Below are 21,711 nucleotides of genomic sequence, written 5' to 3' on the forward strand. Positions count from 1 at the left end.
CACCGTCACACCCGGTGGGATTGTTGGGTTTCTCATCGTGAGTTACCGGTTCAATATTCCAGACAGACTCGTGGTTCATTTGAGCGTCCATGCCCGCCCTGAACTCCGGGCACACTATAGGTCACATCACCGCACCACACCTGATTTGGCTCGGTCACGGCGAACTGCCGTTCAAGGTAGTTAGGGATAGCAACATGTTCATGACCACCACGTTTATACCGGTAAGTCGGCTGCTGACAGCTGACCAGCCCCAGCTCTTTCATGAGTCTGCCAGCAAGCCAGCGCCCCATCTGGTAGCCTCTCTGGGTTGCCATTGTGGCGATGCTTCTTGCTCCGGCAGAGCCGTGGCTGATGCCATGCAGTTCAAGTACCTGGCTGCGTAATACAGCCCGTCTGCCGTCTGGCTTTTCAGGACGGTTTTTCCAGTATTTGTAGCTGCTGCGATGGACCCCGAACACATGGCAGAGAGTGGCCACAGGATAACGCGCCCTGAGTTTCCCGATTATCGAGAACTGTTCAGGGAGTCTGACATCAAGAGCGCGGTAGCCTTTTTTAATATTTCATTTTCCATTTCAATACGTTGTAGCTTTTTCCTGAGCTCACGGATTTCAATTTGTTCCGGGGTAATGGGGGAGGCTTTTGGAGTTTTTCCCTGCCGCTCATCACGTAATTGTTTCACCCATCGCGTCATTGTGGAAAGGCCGACATCCATAGCGCTGGCTGCATCTGCCACGGTGTAATTCTGGTCAACGACCAGTTGAGCGGATTCGCGTTTAAACTCTGCGCTGAAATTTCTTTTTTTCATTATGGCACCTGTGTTGTTCTGAGGTGAGCATATCACCTCTGTTCAGGTGGCCAAATTCAGTAAACCACTTCACCCTGAGCACGGCGCTGATAAAGCGCTCCGATCGTTACGCCAAATAACCCCAGCATGACCGACCCAAAAGCCACAGGATCCAGTGCAAAACTATGCTGGCCTGGCGAGAGCACCAGGAAAACGCCCGCAAAGCCAATCGCAATACCCAGCCATTTCCGGGGATGCAGGGACTGACGGTGCATGAGTGAAACCAGTATTGCAGTCAGTACCGGCTGCAGGCCGGTGATGAGCGCCACAATGCCTGACGGCATGCCACGATGGATGGCATAAAAGCATCCGCCCAGAAAGAAGCTCTGCAGGAAAAGTCCGACAATCAGGTTGCGAACCATTCCTCTGCCGGACGGAAAACGGGCCCTGAACCCCAGTGTAAGCAGCAGAAGGACCAGACAGGAAAATGCGCCACGCAGGAATAAAAGATGAAACGGCGCGCTGTACTGCACGGTAAATTTGGCTGCGACAAACCCTGACTCCAGAGGAATACAAAAAGCCAGGGCGCAAGAGTAATGAGCCATTTTTTTGTGAGGCAGTGATATTCATAGTATTGCAGGTGGGTTCTTGTCGGGCGATATGAAAGGGGATCTTCCCGGTCACTATTGTGTGCACCGGGAAGGAAGGTGATCAGACTGCGGGTGACCACAGGTCGTAATTCAGTGCGAAGCTGTTACCTTCACGGATAACCTTACCGGTAGTAGGCAGGTTGAAGTGCATACCACTGACAGCCAGGTTATCGCTCGCTGCGCGGTCAAGCACTTTGCTACGGATGGCCGCCGCCGCCGCAGGATCGCTGTCGAACGCGATAGTAACGTCAGGCTGAGCAACCTGAATGTGCGGGAAGTGAACAATATCACCCCAGATGAGCAGCGACTCTTTTTCATCACCCAGCAGATAACCGGTATGTCCTGGTGTATGGCCGAACAGCGGTACAGTCTGAATACCTGGTAAAATCGCTTCCTCGCGGAATGGCACCAGTTTGTCGTCATAAGCGCTGAAGGCGTTCCTTGCTACTTCAAAGAACGGCTTGAATGCGTCAGGCGCGCCAGCGGAAATGGTTTCATCACGCCAGAAAGCGAGTTCTTTCTCATGCACAAACAACTGCTGAACATTGCGGAAAACGGGAGTCTGCAGGGGGCCTGCAAGCCCGCCGATATGGTCAGGATGCGCGTGAGTCAGGAGAAGGGTATCAATCTGAAGCGGGTCAATGCCTGCCGCGGCCAGGGCTACCTGAAGCCGACCGCCCCAGCCATTGATACCTCCGGCACCACTGTCAATCAGGATGGTTCGCTCAGGCGTCTGGATAACGTAGACGTTGATATTAATACGGGGTACTGCTGGCACACCGCGCTTCTGCAGTAAATCCTCGGCACGTGAGCCGTCAATACCAGACAGCAGCTCAAAAGATACGTCCAGATAGCCATCACTCAGCATGGTCACAGTCATGTCACCTACTTTTTTGCGATTGATAGCCGGGGCCTGCCAGTTCAGTTGTGAAGTCATATTGGTCTCCGTTACGATTAGAGGTCATCAGGTTTTACTTTAGCAATAGTAACGAAATTTCTGGTTCGAACTGCTCATCCTGCTACGTAAACCGCTCATTCTTAAAATCCGGAGCACAGCAGGTTATATTGCTTTTGCCTTTCTCATGTAAGGTGTCGGTATTATCTTTACCGGAGCCTGTAATGGACATTATTGGAATTATCATGTCGGCGGGAAAAGCCTCTGACCAGTCCTCAAGCACCCGACAATAGTGTCCCGCCTCAATCCCCGCCAGGGCAGAAGACTCCGGCAGGTAGGCCAGGCCGTAGCCATCTTTTACTGCCTGAAGCATTGGATAAATGCTTGAAAAAGTAAGCTGCCCGTCCACTTTTTTCACAATCTCCCCCTGCCTGACAAATTCCCAGCCATACAGCGGGCCTGTGGGTGACAGACGTATATTGATGCAGTCATGTTTTTCCAGCTGAGAGGGATGTAGCGGCAGACCTCTTTCTGCAAGATAGGTGGACGATCCAATGACGACAAACCGTATGTCCGGTGCGATTCGGACGGCCACCATATCCTTTAATATGTCATCACCAATTCGGACTCCGGCATCAAAATTGCCCTCAACAATGTCGACAAAACCGTTCTGCTGCGACATTTCCACCTTGATATCCGAATATTTTTTTAGTAACGGTGACAATCGTGGCCAGAGACATTCATGAATCATGTGATCTGATACCGTAAGTCTGACCAGCCCAGCCGGTGTATGGCGCAGTCTCTGAAGAGCTGTCACGCCCGCTTCAATGCGCGCAAGACCGGGTTCAAGCGTCAGTAATAATTGTTTACCGGCTTCGGTGACAGCCACCCGCCTGGTTGTACGCATAAGTAACGGCATGCCAACGCGCTCCTCGAGACGACGTATCGTGTGTGAAAGCGTGGATGCCGAGATCCCGAGGCGGACAGCAGCCCGTGAAAAACTGCACTCCTGTGCTACTGCCATGAATGCAACATAGTCATTAAAATCGTGACGCATACCGTTCCCGTTCAGGATCTCCGATAACATTATCAGAACCATTTAGGTTCATGATGCCGATTCTGTGAGCCATCAGGCAACCCCCCCGTTCCGCTCATCCGATCATAATTTTTATAAATCTAGATATTGATAAATCTCAATATGTGGAATAAAGTGTCGTGGTTCTGCGGCTACATCGGCCGAACGACGACATGCCAGGTCGTAAATGCTGAGACATGGCGTTTCAGTGATATTGAAAATTCGCTATATCAGGATATGTAATGAAGACGAAAAACCTGTTCTCTCCCACCAGACTAGGTCCCTACACCCTGAAGAATCGTGTTGTACTTCCGCCTTTAACCCGCTCACGGAGCTCACAACCGGGTGATATTCCGAACGAACTGATGGCTGAATATTACGCACAGCGCAGCAGTGCCGGGTTTATGGTGACCGAAGGAACACAAATCGAACCTCGTGGGCAGGGTTATGCGTGGACCCCGGGGATCTACAGCTCACGGCAAGTGGAAGGCTGGAAGAAAGTGACGCGGGCAGTGCATGAAAAAGAAGGCATCATTTTTGCCCAGCTCTGGCATGTCGGAAGAGTATCCCATAACTCCCTGCAGCCATGTAACGCCTCGCCTGTCGCTCCGTCGGCGATACCGGCAGGGGAAAACGTTAAGGTATTCATCGAAACCGGGCCGGGAGAGGGTGCGCTGGCTACCGCTTCCTGCCCCCGCGCACTGGAAAAAGAGGAAATTAGTGAGATTGTCAGGATGTACGCCGGGGCAGCTCAGAACGCCCTTGATGCCGGTTTTGACGGTGTGGAAATTCACTGTGCAAATGGATACCTGGTTAACCAGTTCATGTCATCCCATAGCAACAAAAGAGAGGATGAATATGGTGGCTCATTACATAACCGGCTGCGGTTTCTGCGCGAAGTGACGCAGGCTGTCGCTGATGTGGTCGGTAAAGACCGTGTGGGAGTCCGTTTTGCTCCGCTCTTTCAGACCACGGATGAAGTAAGGGTCTATCTTGGCCTGGTGGAAGATGATCCCCATGAAACCTATACCGAAGCCGTTAAAATTCTTGAAGAAATCGGAATAGCCTATATTTCTCTTGCTGAAGCCGACTGGGATGATGCTCCCGAATTGCCTGAAGCATTCAGAGCTGAAGTCCGTAAGTTATTCAGCGGTGTAATTATGTATGCCGGGCGATATACGCAAGAAAAAGCCGAACGGATTATCGGTGCTGGCTGGGGAGACATTATCGGATTTGGCCGCCCGTTCATAGCTAATCCGGATTTACCGCAGCGCCTTTATCATGAATGGCCACTGAATCCGGTCGATCCAACAACCATGTATGGTGGAACGGCAAAAGGCTACACAGATTATCCCGCCTTTGGCTAACCATTCTTATGAGCATCAGCTTTTCAAAAGCTGATGCTTAACGTAGAGAAGTATCGTAACATTGCAATTCCTCAATGCGACAAGTGACAGAGTTTATGCCTGATATTGATTTGAATGACGTGATTAAGGCGCTGGGAAACCCTGTTAGAAGAAAAATTCTGCATATGCTCAAGGAACCGAAAATACACTTCCATCAGCCTTATGCTGATGCGGACGAGTTCGGTGTGTGTGTCAGTATCATTCAGGAAAAGGTCGGGCTCTCACAGTCTACCGTTTCTCTTTACCTCTCAGCTCTTCAACGGGCACAACTTGTTACTTCTCAGCGCATCGGTCCCTGGACGTACTACAAACGTGACAATGATAAAATAAGGGTTGTTCTTGAGTTGCTGAAAAATACAATCTGATACAGGACTGAGCACATTCAGTGTAACAGTACCGGGGGTTCGTACTTGCGATCCCGGCAGGCATTCCATGAAAGCGCACTAATTCCTCAATATCAGGCTGCAGACCGGTCATAAGAGGCTAATAGTTTTGCAAAATATCCACCAGTTTGGGTCAAATCACTCTGTCGGTTGGTGTGCATACTCGGTGCAAGGACCTGCAGATATTTAAGATGGCGGATAGCTTGTTACAGTGCCGCTGATGACATTCCGACCCTGTTGCCGTCCGGGTAAGATAATACCTCTGACAGCGGTCATAAAAGCCCAACATAATTGTCTTTCGAGCCATATATTAATCGCTCATCGCGCTCTCTTTTTCGAAGAGGTGTCACTTAATCATGATCGGTCAGTACAAAAAGACAGTGCTTTTCCAAATTCCGGACGGTTGTATGCGAAAACGGTGAAGCTCAACAAATGGTGTCATCGCTGTGCAATGCTCTGCGGGCTCATTCTTTCAGTTAACTGTTTGGTTACAGCTTCAATGAAGTATTTCAGTTAATTCACAGCGAGGGTTTGAGGAAACCACGCTGTGATTACCCAACGCTCATCCGGAGCATCCGGATTGAACTGTCGCTGGAGCTTGTTGGGCGACACGATACTGGCCTCGCCTTTACATGCCCTCGGGCTCCGGTATCCGACCTGAGCCTTTATCCCGACACGTTTCATCAGTCGCCAGACTCTGTTCACTCCGCACTGTTGCCCGCTGTCCCGCAGATCCAGATGGATTTTGCGATAACCATAGACGCATCCCGATTCCAGCCAGAACTGTTTAATCTGTCCTGTCAGTCTCAGGTCTGCCTGATGGCGTTGTGAATGCGGCTGCTGAAGCCAGGCGTAAAAACCACTGGGATGTTCATCCAGCACCCGACAGAGCAGGCGAACAGGCCAGCAATAGGTGTTGTCACGAATAAAGGCGTACCTCAGTCGGACAGCTTTGCGAAGTACGCCGCGGCTTTTTTTAATATGTCCCGTTCGTCGGTAACCCGCTTCAGCTCTTTCTGAAGACGGCGGATCTCGGCCTGAGCATCTGACTATTCTTTATTAGTGGAAGAATCCGGACCGTAGTTCTTTATCCAGGCGTAAAGGCTGTGGGTGGTGATATCGAGACGCGTTGCAACGCTGGCAACAGAATAACCGCGATCAACAACCTGTTTGACTGCTTCAATTTTAAACTCTTCAGGATAACGCTTACCGCTCATGGGCACCTCTCTTTAAGTCATCTTAAATGACTCTGAGGTGTCTGTTAAACCTGTGGCGATTCACCTCGCGTCCTTCCGTTCAGTATAGCCTCAGTCCCTGACACCACCCGAGAACGGAATGACGTCCCCTTTCTCCCTCCCGGTGTTGCGTTCAAGCTCCCTGACATACTGCTGTAAAAGTATAAGGTTATGTAACAGCTCTACATTTTCAGCCATCATCTTTTTGATTTCTTCCCTCAGCTCATTTCTCTGACGGCGATACTTTTCTTTCAGCTTGATCTGCTGCTCAATGCCCTGCTCATCAACCGGCGCGGTGCCCTGGCACGTTTTTTTCAGACTGCGGATAGCCTCCCTGACCTGCCTGTACTCAGGACAGTTATAATTCAGGGTGCCGTTTGCCAGCCCCGCTCGTTTTTCCACAGCATACTGGCTGATACGCTCCCCTGATAACATCAGTTCCCTCAGGGCCTGCTCTGCTCTTGCCTGTGTTTTTTTAACCCCCGACTGTTCGTTCGTCATGCTCTATTCATCCTTTTCAAAAAAACGGACAGCATCTGCATAAAAATCTCTCTCAAGCATCAGAAAATCCCTGTCAGCCTGAGGAGCATTATTTCGCACGGCAATCTCCAGAAGGTTGTCATAATGAGCCATCCTGCGTTTCCACACGGGAACAGAATCAGCTCCGGCCAGCATGTTCTCACATCCCGGATTGCAGGACGCTGACTGAACAACCGCCTTAAACTCGCAGTCATGGCCATTCATGCAATAAAAACCGTTTCCAAGAGATACCAGTTTTTGCCCGCCTCGTTTAGCCATGCTCATCGCTTTTTTCAGTGTAGGAAACGTCATCTGATGTAAGTGCCCACCTCTCTGGGACATCAGTAACTTCCCGCCTTCGCCATAAAGCAGGCCTTCATGCTGATAAGAAACAGCCCTGGAAGCTGAGAGTTCGGTATCAACCCTCTCAATCTCGGCAGCGAATGCCTGAGGGATCGCCCGGCTAAAATGCGAAGCGTTGAGTGCACCGGACATATACCACTCCGTCATGCCTCTGATTAAGTGCTTAAACTGCCGGATAAGATCATTAGTAGAAATCAGATCAAGACGCCTGAGGTGTACAGCAAGTGAACGGCGAAACTGATGGGTTCGCAATGGCCAGAAAGCCCCCTCCCGAATCTCCATCGCAACGCGTTCATCATCACGTATGTTTGGATTTAAAAGCCTGAACTCATCAATATGGTCACGTCGGATGAACAGATGGTGTCTTTTCACAAATTTCTTTGCCCACTCAGTCTGGCGCTGCGTCCCCATAAAAGAGAGTTTTTGCTCCGAGAACCACGACCTGATATTTAAAGACAATGGAACATTGTCCAGCGTCTTCCCGTCCAGGCCTGTCATGATTTGATTAATTCTGCGTAAATGCTGAAAAGGCTTTTCCACATAGCGACAAACAACCCAGTCTTCGTGACTTCCACCTTCCGGGGCGAACTTATGCAACACCGAACGAAGTCCCAGGATATCACCATCATAAATCAGTGAACCGTGCATCACGCCAAGCACTTCGCTGTGTCTCATCCCCGACATGGCCTGTATCACATTCATGACTTTTAACGTCAGCTCAAAATGCCAGGTGTTCAGCTTTATGTGATCAACGCCAATAAAATCAGATCTCCAGCGCTTATTTTTATGTACCGAGAACCAGCCCTGCATCCCGGGGCCAAGTGTCGCGAAAAGCGCCCGAATTTCCCCGGCAACAATATTGTAGTAATACGCGGCCCGGTAATCCGGTATGCTTTTTGCTGTCCCTCTTTTACGGGCTTCCAGCATCGACGTATAGTAAGGCGAATCATAAAAACCGTTTATGATAGCGCACAGCCGGGAAAACCCGTCAAAATCGAAATCACTGATTTCAGCATCCAGTTCAGTAATCAGCCCTTCCCAGACAGACATCATAAGACTGAAAGGCATACAATATGTCTGGTTTGAATCATCCACACTGTTGTAACTGTCGAAGCTAATATCAGGAAAGTAACCGTATTTTCGAAGACGGGTATGACCTGTCAGCGAGATATCCGCCAGGTCCATAAAGTAATTACGTAATGTTCTTTCAGAACGCTTCCTGCCGTGCTCATCCTCCTCCTTCATCTTTACAATGAAAGCATTCCGGACAAGCGGAAAACGAAGCTGAAACAGACTGCGATACCCCATAGACTCAATAATACGGGCTCCCGCCACAATGTTTGCACATTTCCGGATCAGGGACTGCGTCTTCGCGGTCCTGCCGACAATCCAGAGCAGGCTGGCTGAGATGATTTTGGCTTCAAGACGCAGTTCAGGATCCCGTATGCCTGAAAAATTAACGGTTCTTAACGTTTCACCAATATGGGTTCTGACATAGCGATTGGTCCAGACATCATCCCTGAAATAAATATTCAGCGTCTCCTCATTGATAAAACGCATATCATGTTCATCTGAGCTGGCGATAACCAGGCAGTTATTCAGACGTTCAAAGCTTTTGTTTTCTAGTGCCTCACAGATGATATCCTCAGTCGGAAACTCATCCCCTGAACGAAGCGGCGTTCCGGCAGGAAACTCCGCCATTCGACTACGGCTTACCTCTTTTTTCTTCAAATCTGCCATACCGGAGCCACACCTTCTCGCTGAAGTTTAACGCGCGCTTTTTTCAGGGTCGCCTCATCTACCAGCCCAAGCCGTAAATCAATCTTCAGGAGTAACGTTTCATAACGCTCCACAGCATTGACCGAACCGATGTACAACGGTTTTCCATACTCGATAGCATGCCTGAATGACAGCAGGAGCCATACAGACTCCAGCGTTTCCACAACGCAACTTTTTGAACATTCGACACAATGAGAAAAATCCGCACAAGCCTTTGGTGTCCGGCCAAATCGTTTTTGCTTTTTTATAAAGCGCAATTCAATATCTGTAGGCGGCTCCTGCGATCGACATCCCAGGCCATTCAATAAAAGATCCACACCCTCATCGCTTCCACGCAGATCGATCCCCAGCTCATCAGCAACTTTTACCCGCTCGGATAACGCACGTGTCGCAATCCCCTGATTCATAAGCGTATCAAGTGCAGCACTGAAGTTTTCCTTCGCCCCCTGTGGGTTACCTGCAGCATAATTCCGCCTGTAAGTGCCCCAGTTATGCTGTGCTTTTTCCGCCGTAATCAGACCATTCTTTAATGTTCTGTCCGTATACTGCTCAGACGTTTTGCGCAAGCCAGAAACGGTAATTGATGGAAGCGAGGGATTAAGCTGCCGCATCGTGGCCCACGCCCCCTCAGAGTTAGAAAATTTAGTCAGATGACTGGGATTAAGAGAATAAAGCTTACGGAATTTCACCTGCGGCTCACTCAGAAACAGCGCCTGTACCGGAGGGAAGTTATCTGCGGAAACCAGATAGTTAACGATGTCGTCCCTGAGCCTGATAAAAGACAGAAACCAGTAATAGCCCGCACGTTTGGTCACATACTCCGATTTACCTATCGTCAGACGTATATACTTATTCGCTCTCCCCTTATAAACATAATCAGTGCTGATACCCTTTTCATCCAGATGTATATCATCCCGCGTCAGACCCAGAACCTGAGAGGTGTTTCCCCATGTGTGGTAACAGAACAGAAAAAAAGAAGTAAGAAAGTAATTTTCCAGAACGTCCCTGATGATGATCTCTGCCCTGCTGACCCCGTTCTCTCCCGGATACCGGAAATACGCTTCATAAACAGGTGCCAGCAAAGACGGTGAGAAATGCCGCACCCCTTTTTCCGATTTAGCGATATGCTCCCGGATACATCCCGCAAGGAACTCATTCATGGATGACAACTGCCTCAGGATCTCGGAAAGTTCATTCCTGGTATAGCTATCCCTTCCCTGCTGCTGATACGTTCCTTTCGGTAAGAATTCATATTCATACCGCCTCTGAATCTGCCCGCCCGTAAGCAAAAACCGGTTGACCACGGACAAGTAGTGTCTTGCCATCCTGACTGAAATTTTTCGCCGACGAATATCGTTCATGAGATGTTTAATATACATTTCAACGCCTTCAGCCGTGCCATAGTCATACTGATTGACTGACTGCCATATAAAAAACATATTGAGATAACGGAAAATGGTTAACCTTCCGGCGGGACGGTAAGACAGAAGAAATCGTTTCAGAGAGGCAATAAAATCGCGTTTTTCAGGGCGGGCAAGATGCGAATGTTCACTAAACCATCCGGGGAGCAACACATAATCTGAAAAATGAGCCTGAAGATAAACGTCAAGTAAATAATATCGGTTCAGATCCCGCTGAGTGATGTGTCCGCTGACCGTCTCCCATGACAGCACATTTTCGGCCATCCACGTTATCTGCGTTTCACTCCGGCTCATATATGGCTCCATCGCGACCTGCAGCACCGTCAATCAATGCGTCCATGACCCCGGCGACTGCATCAGAAATCTGGTTTTGCTGAAGAAAGACGATGTATTTCATCGTCGTATTTTCGCTTTTATGGCCCATCCAGTATTTTACTGTACCCAGCGCATTTGCGGCCTGATCGGGATAGCAACTCAGTGCCGAGCGTAAAAAATGGGTCGCAAACGTTGCCCGCAAATCATGGGGTTTATGTCTGAACACATTTCCCGGAGCAGACCGGGCCAGGCGATGGCGAAAACTGTACCAGCGGGAGTAAAAGGCTTTTTCAGACATCCGTTTCCCGTTTGCCATTAAAAATAAAGGCTCGTGCCGCCCTTCCCCACCCTGTCGTGCACGCCATTTTTGGATCTTCTTTTCATACTCCTCATCCGCCAGATAATCCAGAACCTGCTCGTACAATCGTCTGGTGATGAAGAGTTCTCGCGTCATCCCAAACTTCGTATGAACTCCGCATCTCGGACCAATATGAAGCCCCCTGATGGTCAACTCAGATACAGGGACACTGGCAAGGTACTCTTCAGTAAAGAGTGACGACGGCAGGGTCAGCATTTCATCCAGCCGTAACCCACAATTTTTCATCAGCACAATCATTAAACTGAACAACCCGGACTCAGATTTCAGTGCCTCATCCAGGATATGAACCTCTGCATCATTCAGTGGGTTGATTGTCCTTTTTGTTGTGCTGGTTATCCTGATGGCAAGATCCGAACTTATCACCTTGCGTCGCCCGTCAACGACTTTTTCGACCAACGTAAAAAATGAGCTGGCAGCCAGCTCACCACACTTGCCCAGAAATACGTAAAACCGTCGGATAACGCTGATGTACACCGCCGCGGTGGATGAGGCGATGCGCCCCTGCCTTACGGCCCCCAGAAGATACTCCCTGAAGCCATATGTAGGGCTTTGGTATTTCAACGTTCCCGGGGTGAAAGGGTCAAGTCCGTTATCCTCCAGCCACCTTATCCAGCGTAAAAATGCCCGGGCTAAAGGCTTTAAATCCCTGGCCTGCAGGATAGCTTTATCCATAAGATAAAAGTGTACATATCGGCTCAGTTTTCGATTCTGGATGCCGCTAATATAAGGTATTTCAGCATACAGAAATCCGGGTTCAAATTTCAGTTTCGGCTCTGTTGCATCCAGTTTGCTGACACGCCCATAACGCGCATGAATGTTAGTGATTATCCTCACAGTCTGTCGCCCTGAAACGCCACCTCATGCCTACACTATAAATCCGGAAGAAGAAAAAACAAACAACCAGGTTGCCGGGAGTGAATATGCAAATCAGGAGGAAAGTAAAAGATGTAACGACACCATCACGATGCAATACATTGACCTCAACACGTTACCCGGACCATACGTGATAAACATCACAAATCCTTTGAGTGAAGAACTTAAGATGTGATTTTCATTTCCCGGCACAAACCGTGCCCTTAAAAAACAGGCAACGGATACATCTTAATGCCAGAAGTAAACCTTAATTGATTGAATACAGCCTGAGTCCATTGCAAAAATAACACACAGGGTAAATTCGCATATACAGAACCCAACGAAAAGCAAAAGAAACCTGTAACACATTTCGTTTACCTGTCACTTTCAATTGTAAAAGCCAGCAGAAAAAGCGCATATAACTATATTTATCCCTGCGGGGACTTTTGTTTGTGCTATATATTTTTTACAGAGAACCGCAACGCGTCCAAACACAAGAATATATTTACCTCTGGAAAATGGTCTGACTCCCTTTCACGTGGTTGTAGTGACCTGTTCTGTGATTCATGTAATGTCTTTTCTGGATGAGGAAAATATGTCATCACTGATATTTTATACAGACGAAGCACAAGCACTGATTGTAACAGATACCCTTGCCGTCACCGATAATGGGGAGCCGTTATCTTTTGTTTCCAAAGCAGGTTACATCCCCGCGAATTCAACTTCGAAGTGCAATTCCCGATTAAAAATCAGGCTGCTTTCAGAAGTTCGTCAAAAACCACCTGTGGTTGTTTAAATCCCAAGCATTTGCGCGGCCTGAAGTTCAGCCGCTTTTCGACGGCTGACAGTGCCTCTGCTGTCACCACACTCAAATCACTGCCTTTGGGCACATATTGCCGCAGCAGACCATTGCTATTCTCATTCTGTCCCCGTTCCCATGCACTGTATGGATGCGCAAAGTACACCTGCGCTTCCAGCTCTGCTGCAACACGTTCATGTTCGACAAACTCGCTACCATTGTCAGCTGTGATGGTATGGACATGTGCCTGGTAGGGTTTCAGCATGCTGATAATGGTGTCCGCCACCGCGCTGGCTGTTTTGCTGGGAACGTATTGAACCAGGTAGAGCCGGCTCTTACGCTCCAACAGACTCACTATTGCACCGCTGCCTTGCTTACCCAACACGGTATCGACTTCCCAATCTCCCACACGGCTCCGCTCATTGACTATCGCAGGGCGTTCATCAATCGATACCGGATTGGGAATGACACTGCGTTTGCTGTTCTTACCCTTGCGATAGCGTTTGTGACCCTGACGCAGATGCCGGTATAGCGTGCCACCGTTGGCCTTGTCGCGTGCCACATAGCGGTATATCCACTCGTGGCTAACCGGGCAGTTAATCATGTCTCCAACGCCACTGATTTGCTCGGGACTCCAGTCCGCGACCAGCGCCATGCAAACAAAGTCGATGGTATCAGACGGGACAGTACGCTTCTGACTCGTCAGCCGTCGTGCCGTGGCAAGTTGGTGAGCCTGCTGCGGCTGATAGGCCTGCCCAGCACAATTACGACGAAGCTCACGACTGATAGTCGATGGATGAACCCCGAGCTGTTTGGCAATGCGGGCCTGTGACAGGCCATGGTCACGGAGGCAGGCAATCTGGTATCGTAGCCCCTCGGTCAACTGCTGGTATTTCATGGTGTATCGCTTTGTTTCTTTGGCGAGAAGAAGCGTACCCTAACTGGTAGTTGACCGCCTCTCTCCTATGCACCATGGGCATTGCACTTATTATCTGAATTCACGCCCCAGCTAAGAACCATCATAGCAGGTACGGGGGCAGGTGGATTTTCTAACACCTGGTTGCTTGAAGCATCAACCAGAATGGTCGTATCAGGTATACAAAATCTCAATTATCATACATCGGCCTGTCTAAGGAGGCTGTGGAAACAATACAAGCATGACCATGCAATTCCCTCTTCTTCAACGGTGACAACCAGTGTTTATCAGTTCGCAATTTGCGAGGAAACAGGAAATATCGTTTCGTTCGCCTATCGCTCAGTCCATGATTTCGAATCAGAGCAATTACAATACGGAACAGGAGTAAAACCTGAGTGCCAAATCCTGGATGGGGATTTGTTGCAGACAATTCCTGTAATGATGAATGAACAAAGGGCTATACAGGCGACATACTCACACCCGGAACGGATCCATATTGGCGGTGAGATGATTGCGCATTATCTGACATCATCTATGTATCAATGCTTTAAGATTGGGGAATTTGAGGATTTCAGAACTCAGGGAGAGTATATATTGAGCAGGATTTAGGCAAAACGCGGTTCAGATAAAGTGCTTTTAACAGGCTTGCTGAACATTAAAAGGATATCTCTCAATTACGATGAATAGCTTGAATTCTAAAAATAGAAAAGTAGAGTTTAACTCTAAATACATAAAAACAAGAGTAAACGAGCAGCCGCCGTAGCAGCCGCGCATGATATTCACCGAGAAACGGATCATGTCATAGGCCGGAATGCGATCCTGGCCGTAGGACGGGTGCGGCACGCGCTGATAAGGCAGCGCGAAGACGCTGTCCATCTCCGGCGTGGTCAGCGGGATCGCCGGCGGGTTGATCCACACGTAGCGGTCGCCGTGTTTCTGCATCAGCGCACGGGCGCAGCCCGGGTTGGTTTCATGGTGCAGAATGCGCGAGGTGTGCGCATAAAGCACCTTGTCGCCCTTCACTTTCTCGAAGGACGGCAGCAGCACGTAGGTCTTCTCCCACGGCTTCGGCTTGGCGGCGCGCACGTTGACAGGCTTGGCTTCCGGCTCTTTCGGCTTGGCGCCGTCGGCACACGGCAGATCGTCGCCGTACGGGTTCGGGATAGGTTCGATGCGGCCCGGCTTGTCGAGGCGGGTGGAATCCACGCCGCTCCAGCCCGGCAGCGCTTCTTTGCGCATTACGGCGGTATTGCGAATATCGTGGATGTCGCCAATCTTCTCACCGGCGGCCAGGCGATGCGCCACTTCCACCAGCGGGCGTTCACCGTTGCCGTAGATCAGCATGTCGGCCTTGGAATCCACCAGCACCGAGCGGCGCACGGTATCCGACCAGTAATCGTAGTGGGCGATGCGGCGCAGGCTGGCTTCGATGCCGCCCAGCACGATCGGCACGTCTTTGTAGGCTTCTTTACAGCGCTGGCTGTAGACCAGGGTGGCGCGATCCGGGCGTTTGCCGCCGACGTTGCCGGCGGTGTAGGCATCGTCGTGGCGCAGTTTGCGATCGGCGGTATAGCGGTTGATCATCGAGTCCATGTTGCCGGCGGTGATGCCGAAGAACAGGTTCGGTTTCCCCAACCGCATGAAGTCTTCTTTGTTGCTCCAGTCCGGCTGCGCGATGATGCCGACGCGGAAGCCCTGCGCTTCCAGCATGCGGCCGATGATCGCCATGCCGAAGCTCGGGTGATCGACATAGGCGTCGCCGCTGATGATGATCACATCGCAGCTGTCCCAGCCCAGTTGATCCATCTCTGCTCGCGACATCGGTAAAAACGGCGCGGTGCCAAAACATTCCGCCCAATAAGGCTTATAGGAAAACAGTTCACGATCGGGTTGGATCAGGCTGGTGGTGCTCATTCTGCTGCTCTTTTTACAGGTTAATTAATCGCCGGGCGGCGATTATACGCACTAGCTGCAAAAAGAGCATGGTTATTTCGCTAACCGTTCACTTCGAATTCATAAACGTCGCTGCGGCACAAGATATCGCTGAACTCCAGCGCCTCACCCTGGGCATTGCGGCTGGTCTGGGTGATGTGCAACAACGGCGCGCCGCACGGCACGTTGAGCAGCTCGGCAACCTCGTCGCTGCAGGATACCGCCTTCAGCAGAAAGTGTTTATCTTCGGGCACGATGCCGCGCGATTGCCATAACGCATACAGCGAATGTTCCAGCTGCCCCGGTTCGGGCAGGAAGCGCGGCGGAATATAGGTGGTTTCCAGCGAGACCGGGCTGCCGTTCAGCAAGCGCAAACGCCGCAGTTTGACCACCTCATCCCCTTCCGTCAGCCCCAGCGCCGCCGCGGCCTTGGCCGGCGCGCCGACCCGGGTGCGCAGCAGCCATCGATTGCTGACGCTGCTGCCGTGACGCAGCGCCTGAGCGGTGAAACCGCTGTCCTTATCGAGGGAATAGCCAATGTGCATCGCCACGCGGGTGCCAACGCCCTGCTGTCGCAAAATCAGCCCCTTCTCCTCCAGCAGTTTCATCGCCTTGCTGACGGTGACGCGCGACAGCGCCAGGCCTTCAGCCATCTGCCGTTCGGGCGGCAGAAACGCCTCCGCCGCCAGCACCTGCTGCCTGATTGCGGTTTCTATCGCCATCGCCAGCTGAATATAACGCGGCGCTACCGCCCCCTGCGCCAGATGGCCACGCAGCCAGGCCATAAAATCCGTCATTCGCCCGCCCTCTTACCTATGCCATTTGTCTGGATTTCGTTTTTTATCCTATCGCCGATCCGGCGATAAGCCCCTCACCTTAACTAAAATATCGCTAATGTTTTCAGAGTGGCATCACAATTTTTGCCTAATGGACTTTCATTGGATCTAGATCGCGCGTAATCTGTGCTTATTGATGTTGATACATCAATCGCACCAACACCAGGGACCCACTTTAAAAACAATAAAAAACCCGCTGCCAGCCCTAAAGGATACCCTTGATGGCCGGTAGCGGGGATATACTGTCAGCACAAACGGCCGAGAATAAGCAACGTAGCTAATGGATAGCTTGCTCACTGCTCATAGCCACATCACAGGATCCCCTCGCGGTGGGCGCAACGGATCGATGTCGGCAAATAGAAACGTTCCCGCTTCGCCAAACCCCGCTGCAGACCCACTCTTTGACTACACTCATTGGCGCCGTGCGGCCGACGTGCCTCACCCGATAAGGCGGATACCGCCCTCACTTTGACAGACCCGGCGGTCTCAGCCGCTACACACTGCGCGGAATCGGCGTCTTCACCGACAACGGAATAGCCGGCGTCAACCGCGCCAACGGAATCGATTTTCAGTCAACTGCGGCGGCCCTCGCGGCCCTGCGCTACAGGGATCATTTGCTATGACCGATATCAATCGCAATGAAGCATGGAAGGTAGAAAGCACCGGTATCGATCGGGTGCCGGACGCGGAACAGACCGGCAAGCCCATCGAGCTGTTTTGGATCTGGTCGGCGGCCAATATCGGCATTCTCGGCGTGGTGTACGGCGCCATTATCGTCGGCTTCGGCTTATCCTTCCTGCAATCGGTACTCGCCGCGCTGGTCGGCGTCGCCAGCTTCGTGCTGGTCGGTCTCACCAGCTTCGCCGGCAAGCGCGGGCGCACCTCTACGCTGACGCTCTCGCGGGTGATTTTCGGCCTGAAGGGCAACGTGGCGCCCACCCTGTTCAGTTGGATCAACCTGATGGGCTGGGAAGCGGTCAACGTGATCACCGGCACCCTGACGCTGGCGGCGCTGTTCGAGGCCTTCGGGTTGGGTAGCAGCCACCTGCTGACCGCGCTCAGCCTGCTGCTGTTCGGCGGGCTCACTGTCATCGTCAGCCTGCTGGGGCAAAATACCGTGGTCTGGATGCAAAGCTGGTTCAGCCGCATCTTCGGCACCATGACGCTGATCGTGGTGCTCTATATCCTGTTCAACACCGAGTGGAGCCAGGTGCTGGCGCTGCCTTCCGGCAGCTGGTTGACCGGCTTCCTGCCGGCGGTATCGGTGATTGCCGCCGGTACCGGCATCAGTTGGGCGATCGCCGGCGCCGATTACAGCCGCTATCAAAGCCCGAGCTCGTCGAGCAAAAGCATTTTCGCCGCGGTAATGGGCGGCGCCTGTTTGCCGCTGATGCTGCTGATGCTGGCCGGCATCCTGCTTTCCGTGCAGCTGCCCGATCTGGCCAGCGCCGCCAACCCCATCGCACTGATAGGCTCGGTGCTGCCCGCCTGGATGGCCATTCCTTATCTGCTGGCCGCCACCGCCGGCATCGTCACCATCGCGGTGCTCAGCCTGTATTCCGCCAGCCTTAACCTGCTGACTATCGGCGTGCAGGTCAAGCAGTGGCTGGCGGTGTCGATCGACGCGGTGGTGGTGTTGGGCATCGCCCTGTATGTGCTGTTCATCTCCGGTGATTTCATGGGGCCGTTCATCTCCTTCCTGGTGTTCTGCGGCGTCTTCCTGGCGGCCTGGGAGGCGATTTTCCTGCTCGATTACCTGTGCCTGCGCCGCCGCCACGGGTATGATGGCAACGCTTTGTACGGCCTGCATGGCCAGAACCGCGGCGTGCGCAAAGCCCCGCTGTTCTGCTGGTTCCTCGGCGCCCTGTGCGGCCTGCTGGTCACCAAAACCGGTTTTATCGACGGCCCGCTGGCCAAAGGCCTGTTCGCCGATTCCAGCCTGGGGCTGTTTGTGTCGTTCGCGGTGAGTCTGATCGCTTACGGTCTGTACCTGACCCAACGCAGAGAACATCAATGAGTGAGTGGGAAGCTGTAACACCTGTCCTGGTGATTGGGGGCGCGGTCGGCGATCTGGTGATGACGCTGCCGCGCCTGCCGACCAGCGGCGAAGATATCGAAGCCCAGCCGCAGGCGCGGCAAATCGGCGGCTGCGCGTTCAACGTGGCGCGCGCGCTGGTGCGCCTGGAAACGCCGGTGATTAACGGCATGCCGGTTGGCAACGGCGAATGGGGCGCGGCTGCCGAAGCCGCCATGGGCGAGCTGGGGCTGGAGGTGCTGTTACGCCACGGCCAGATGGACAACGGCTGGTGCCTGGCGCTGGTGGAGCCGAACGGCGAACGCACCTTCATCACGGTTTCCGGCTGCGAAAGCCAATGGAATAAAGCGCAGCTGGCGACGCTGCCGCTGACGGAGCACACCCTGATCTACGCCAGCGGCTACGAGCTGGCGGGCGAAAGCGGCGAGGCGCTGCGCGAGTGGCTGACGCGCATGCCGTTCGACCAACCGCGCCTGATCGATCCCGGCCCGCGCATCGCTCAGCTCAGCGAAGATTTCTTCGCCATGCTCAGCGACAGCCACACCCTATTGACGCTCAACCGCGACGAAGTGGCCGCGCTGTGCGGCGGCGGCGACGCCGTGGAGGCCGCGCAGCGCTATGCCGCCGCCCGTAACCTGACGCTGATTTGCCGCCTGGATCGCGACGGCGCGTGGATCTGCGACGGCCGCACGCCGCCGCTGCACGTGCCCGCCTATCCGGTAGACGTCGTCGACACCATCGGCGCGGGCGATGCCCACTGCGCCGGTTTGCTGGCGGGCTTGTCCGCCGGCTGGCCGCTGCCGCAGGCGGTCGATCTGGCCAACCGGGTCGCCGCTTGCGTGGTGGCCAGCCTCGGCGCCGCCAATCCGCCGGACCGGCAGCAGTTGCAACAGCGCTTCCCGCAGGCCTGACGTTTCAAGGCGCCGTCACGCGGCGCCTTCTGCCTTACTGCGCCGCCGCCGCGCTCTCCTGCGGCGGGTGGCGGTAGTTGAAGCTCAACGCGAACACGATCCCCAGCACCAGCGTATACAGCGCAAACACCAGCCAGATGCTCTGCCAGTCTTTCACGCCGTCATGGCTGAAGAAGTCCACCACCTCGCCGCTGGCGAGCGCCCCCAGATAGGCGCCCAAACCGTTCACCATGGTCATGAACAGCCCCTGCGCGCTGGCGCGGATGCGGCGATCGGCCTCTTTCTCGACGAAGATAGCGCCGGAGATATTGAAGAAGTCGAACGCACAGCCGTAGACGATCATCGACAGCAGCAGCAGAACGAAACCAAAGCCGACCGGCGTGCCATAGGCCAGGAACAGGAAGCGCAGCGTCCAGGCCGCCATGCTGATCAGCATCACCTGCTTGATGCCGTAACGGCGCAGGAAGAAGGGAATGGTGAGGATAAAGAACACTTCGGAGATCTGCGACAGCGACAGCAGCACCGCCGGATACCGGACGCTAAGGCTGTCCTGATACAGCGGGTTGAGCGACAGATCGTGCAGGAACGGGTTGCCGAAGGTATTGGTTATCTGCAGCGCCGCGCCAAGCAACATGGCGAACAGGAAAAACAGCGCCATGCGCCGCTGGCGGAACAGCACCAGCGCATCCAGCCCCAGCACGCTCACCCAGCTCTTCGACTCGGCCGCGCGGTTGGTCGGGCAGCGCGGCAGCGTCAGTGAATAAGCGGACAGCAGCAGCGACGCCGCAGAAGCCAGATACAGCTGCAGATTGCTGAGCTCGATTCGGCTGAAGCCGACCAGCCACATCGCCAGAATGAACCCCACCGTGCCGTACACCCGCACCGGCGGAAAGTCCTTCACCGTGTCAAAGCCGTGCTTTTCGAGACAAAAATAGGAAATGGCGTTAGAGAGCGCGATGGTCGGCATATAGACCATGGCGTTGAACAGCATCACCCAGAACATCAGCATCGGTTGCTCGACCTGCGCCGCGCAGTACAGCGCCAGCGCCCCGAGCAGGTGACAAAGCGCATACAGGTAGTTGGCCTTCATCCACCGATCGGCGATGATGCCCGCCAGCCCCGGCATGATCAGCGCGGCGATGCCTTTGGCGCTGTAAACCATCCCCACCTGCATGCCGCTGAAATGCAGCGTGTTGATCATGTAGGAGCCCAGCGTCACCAACCAGGCACCCCAGATAAAGAACTGCAGGAAAATCATGACCTTCAATCGTGCTTTTATCGCCATCGCCATCACCTTGTTATTATGCTTTCAACGATGATTGGTGCGGCGGGCCCCTGCAGCCCACCGCCGGTTTGCCTGCGGTGTTACAGCGTTTTGAACAGCTCGCGGATCAGGCGCATGAAATCGTCCGCCGCCAGCGCCGCGCAACTGAGCGTTTGTTCATGGGAGAGTGGCGTATCCGACAGCCCTTCGGCGTAGTTGGTCATCGCGGACACCACCAGCACCTTGAGGCCGCAGTGGCGCGCCGTCAGGACTTCCGGCACGATCGACATGCCCACCACGTCGCAGCCCAGGGTCTGCATCATGCGGATCTCCGCTGGCGTTTCGAAATTCGGCCCGGTGTAGGCGGCGAACACCCCTTCCGCCAGCGGAATGCCCGCGCTTTCGGCCACCGCCGCCAGCCGGGCGCGCAGATCGCGATCGTAGGCGTTCGCCAGGCTGAAGAAGCGCGGCCCGAAGCGCTCGTCGTTGGCGCCGACCAGCGGCGATTCCGGCATGAAATTGATGTGATCGGTGATGGCCACCAGGCTGCCCGGCGCCACCGAGCGGCGCAGCGAACCGGCGGCGTTGGTCGCCAGCAGGAATTCGCAGCCCAGCAGTTTGAAGGTGCGCACCGCGGTGGTCATCACCTGCATGCCGCGCCCTTCATAGAAATGACCGCGCCCTTTCATGCACAATACCGGCACGCCTTCCAGCTTGCCGGCGACCAGTTGCCCGGCATGGCCGGCGACGCCGCTCACCGGGAAGCCCGGCAGCTCCGCGTAGTCGATGGTGACGGTTTCGGTCATCACCTCCGCCAGGGCGCCGAGCCCGGAGCCGAGAATCAAGGCCGCTTTCGGCTGGAAACCCGGCAGGCGTGCGCGGACGGCATCGGCGCAGGTAAAAGCATCTTCTTGATTAAACATCGTATTCTCTCTTTCAGCGGGGGATAATAATCCCCATAG

Annotated in this window: 15 protein-coding genes and 3 pseudogenes; 4 read left to right on the forward strand and 14 right to left on the reverse strand. The window is 53.3% G+C overall.

Translation table 11 applies throughout. From position 1 onward, the window contains the following. Positions 1-116: 116 nt before the first annotated feature. The 4 genes and pseudogenes from ACJ8MK_RS24020 to ACJ8MK_RS24035 all read right to left on the reverse strand — a co-directional run. Positions 117-805 (reverse strand): annotated as a pseudogene (locus tag ACJ8MK_RS24020) (IS3-like element ISEc52 family transposase); the annotation flags it as partial. A 56-nt stretch (positions 806-861) separates the two neighbouring features. After that, a complete protein-coding gene (locus tag ACJ8MK_RS24025; protein ID WP_314523319.1) occupies positions 862-1,389 on the reverse strand; it encodes a DMT family transporter in 528 nt (175 codons plus the stop codon). 106 nt (positions 1,390-1,495) lie between these two features. Continuing rightward, positions 1,496-2,371 carry an MBL fold metallo-hydrolase gene (locus ACJ8MK_RS24030; protein ID WP_017384065.1) on the reverse strand — a complete coding sequence of 292 codons (876 nt, stop codon included), beginning with the start codon at positions 2,369-2,371 and terminating at the stop codon, positions 1,496-1,498. 82 nt (positions 2,372-2,453) lie between these two features. Continuing rightward, on the reverse strand, positions 2,454-3,386 hold the full coding sequence (locus tag ACJ8MK_RS24035) for a LysR family transcriptional regulator (protein ID WP_158002126.1): 933 nt from the start codon (positions 3,384-3,386) through the stop codon (positions 2,454-2,456). A gap of 260 nt (positions 3,387-3,646) precedes the next feature. Between ACJ8MK_RS24035 and ACJ8MK_RS24040 the strand changes: the two genes are divergently transcribed. After that, the gene (locus ACJ8MK_RS24040) at positions 3,647-4,771 is read left to right on the forward strand and encodes an alkene reductase (RefSeq protein WP_023279877.1); all 1,125 of its coding nucleotides are present in this window, start codon (positions 3,647-3,649) and stop codon (positions 4,769-4,771) included. 95 nt (positions 4,772-4,866) lie between these two features. Beyond that, positions 4,867-5,175, forward strand: a complete 309-nt coding sequence (locus ACJ8MK_RS24045; protein ID WP_032415288.1) for an ArsR/SmtB family transcription factor — start codon at positions 4,867-4,869, stop codon at positions 5,173-5,175. 546 nt (positions 5,176-5,721) lie between these two features. Here the strand turns inward: ACJ8MK_RS24045 and ACJ8MK_RS24050 are convergent. The 8 genes and pseudogenes from ACJ8MK_RS24050 to ACJ8MK_RS24085 all read right to left on the reverse strand — a co-directional run. Next, a pseudogene (locus tag ACJ8MK_RS24050) lies at positions 5,722-6,410 on the reverse strand (IS3 family transposase); the annotation flags it as partial. Between the two features lie 90 nt (positions 6,411-6,500). Next, positions 6,501-6,929: a hypothetical protein gene (locus tag ACJ8MK_RS24055; protein ID WP_017384060.1), complete on the reverse strand. Its 429-nt coding sequence runs from the start codon at positions 6,927-6,929 to the stop codon at positions 6,501-6,503. A 3-nt stretch (positions 6,930-6,932) separates the two neighbouring features. Then, entirely contained in the window at positions 6,933-9,050 is a 2,118-nt protein-coding gene (locus tag ACJ8MK_RS24060) for a hypothetical protein (protein WP_017384059.1), read from the reverse strand. Then, complete coding sequence (locus ACJ8MK_RS24065; RefSeq protein WP_007897920.1) at positions 9,038-10,804, reverse strand: hypothetical protein; 1,767 nt, start codon at positions 10,802-10,804, stop codon at positions 9,038-9,040. The genes ACJ8MK_RS24060 and ACJ8MK_RS24065 overlap by 13 nt, the downstream gene beginning before the upstream one ends. Continuing rightward, complete coding sequence (locus ACJ8MK_RS24070; RefSeq protein WP_007897923.1) at positions 10,791-12,038, reverse strand: tyrosine-type recombinase/integrase; 1,248 nt, start codon at positions 12,036-12,038, stop codon at positions 10,791-10,793. Before ACJ8MK_RS24070 ends, ACJ8MK_RS24065 begins: the two co-directional genes overlap by 14 nt. 767 nt (positions 12,039-12,805) lie before the next feature. Further along, on the reverse strand, positions 12,806-13,753 hold the full coding sequence (locus tag ACJ8MK_RS24075; RefSeq protein WP_012564931.1) for an IS30-like element ISAeca1 family transposase: 948 nt from the start codon (positions 13,751-13,753) through the stop codon (positions 12,806-12,808). A gap of 762 nt (positions 13,754-14,515) precedes the next feature. After that, positions 14,516-15,685 (reverse strand): annotated as a pseudogene (locus ACJ8MK_RS24080) (YgiQ family radical SAM protein); the annotation flags it as partial. An 80-nt stretch (positions 15,686-15,765) separates the two neighbouring features. Then, positions 15,766-16,500, reverse strand: a complete 735-nt coding sequence (locus tag ACJ8MK_RS24085) for a GntR family transcriptional regulator (protein WP_033654833.1) — start codon at positions 16,498-16,500, stop codon at positions 15,766-15,768. 658 nt (positions 16,501-17,158) lie between these two features. Here ACJ8MK_RS24085 and ACJ8MK_RS24090 point away from each other — a divergent pair. Together ACJ8MK_RS24090 and ACJ8MK_RS24095 are read left to right on the forward strand one after the other, a co-directional pair. Further along, positions 17,159-18,556: a purine-cytosine permease family protein gene (locus ACJ8MK_RS24090; protein ID WP_033649075.1), complete on the forward strand. Its 1,398-nt coding sequence runs from the start codon at positions 17,159-17,161 to the stop codon at positions 18,554-18,556. Beyond that, entirely contained in the window at positions 18,553-19,485 is a 933-nt protein-coding gene (locus ACJ8MK_RS24095; RefSeq protein ID WP_039569299.1) for a PfkB family carbohydrate kinase, read from the forward strand. Before ACJ8MK_RS24090 ends, ACJ8MK_RS24095 begins: the two co-directional genes overlap by 4 nt. A 34-nt stretch (positions 19,486-19,519) precedes the next feature. On the opposite strand, the gene ACJ8MK_RS24100 is transcribed toward ACJ8MK_RS24095, so the two are convergent. Further along, complete coding sequence (locus ACJ8MK_RS24100; RefSeq protein ID WP_033649108.1) at positions 19,520-20,770, reverse strand: nucleoside permease; 1,251 nt, start codon at positions 20,768-20,770, stop codon at positions 19,520-19,522. An 80-nt stretch (positions 20,771-20,850) separates the two neighbouring features. Further along, positions 20,851-21,672, reverse strand: a complete 822-nt coding sequence (gene xapA, locus ACJ8MK_RS24105; RefSeq protein ID WP_047570483.1) for a xanthosine phosphorylase — start codon at positions 21,670-21,672, stop codon at positions 20,851-20,853. Between the last annotated feature and the right edge of the window lie 39 nt (positions 21,673-21,711).

This window comes from Serratia sp. CY38905 (genome assembly GCF_052168875.1).
In the GTDB taxonomy this organism is placed as follows: Bacteria; Pseudomonadota; Gammaproteobacteria; order Enterobacterales; family Enterobacteriaceae; genus Serratia; species Serratia sarumanii.

What these genes read in the sequence shown, in the direction of transcription:
- ACJ8MK_RS24030 (WP_017384065.1), bottom strand. Translation starts at nt 2,371, where the DNA reads ATGACTTCACAACTGAACTGGCAGGCCCCGGCTATCAATCGCAAAAAA.
- ACJ8MK_RS24035 (WP_158002126.1), bottom strand. Translation starts at nt 3,386, where the DNA reads ATGCGTCACGATTTTAATGACTATGTTGCATTCATGGCAGTAGCACAG.
- ACJ8MK_RS24095 (WP_039569299.1), top strand. Translation starts at nt 18,553, where the DNA reads ATGAGTGAGTGGGAAGCTGTAACACCTGTCCTGGTGATTGGGGGCGCG.
- ACJ8MK_RS24065 (WP_007897920.1), bottom strand. Translation starts at nt 10,804, where the DNA reads ATGAGCCGGAGTGAAACGCAGATAACGTGGATGGCCGAAAATGTGCTG.
- ACJ8MK_RS24085 (WP_033654833.1), bottom strand. Translation starts at nt 16,500, where the DNA reads ATGACGGATTTTATGGCCTGGCTGCGTGGCCATCTGGCGCAGGGGGCG.
- xapA (WP_047570483.1), bottom strand. Translation starts at nt 21,672, where the DNA reads ATGTTTAATCAAGAAGATGCTTTTACCTGCGCCGATGCCGTCCGCGCA.
- ACJ8MK_RS24045 (WP_032415288.1), top strand. Translation starts at nt 4,867, where the DNA reads ATGCCTGATATTGATTTGAATGACGTGATTAAGGCGCTGGGAAACCCT.
- ACJ8MK_RS24075 (WP_012564931.1), bottom strand. Translation starts at nt 13,753, where the DNA reads ATGAAATACCAGCAGTTGACCGAGGGGCTACGATACCAGATTGCCTGC.
- ACJ8MK_RS24090 (WP_033649075.1), top strand. Translation starts at nt 17,159, where the DNA reads ATGACCGATATCAATCGCAATGAAGCATGGAAGGTAGAAAGCACCGGT.
- ACJ8MK_RS24060 (WP_017384059.1), bottom strand. Translation starts at nt 9,050, where the DNA reads ATGGCAGATTTGAAGAAAAAAGAGGTAAGCCGTAGTCGAATGGCGGAG.
- ACJ8MK_RS24040 (WP_023279877.1), top strand. Translation starts at nt 3,647, where the DNA reads ATGAAGACGAAAAACCTGTTCTCTCCCACCAGACTAGGTCCCTACACC.
- ACJ8MK_RS24100 (WP_033649108.1), bottom strand. Translation starts at nt 20,770, where the DNA reads ATGGCGATAAAAGCACGATTGAAGGTCATGATTTTCCTGCAGTTCTTT.
- ACJ8MK_RS24025 (WP_314523319.1), bottom strand. Translation starts at nt 1,389, where the DNA reads ATGGCTCATTACTCTTGCGCCCTGGCTTTTTGTATTCCTCTGGAGTCA.
- ACJ8MK_RS24055 (WP_017384060.1), bottom strand. Translation starts at nt 6,929, where the DNA reads ATGACGAACGAACAGTCGGGGGTTAAAAAAACACAGGCAAGAGCAGAG.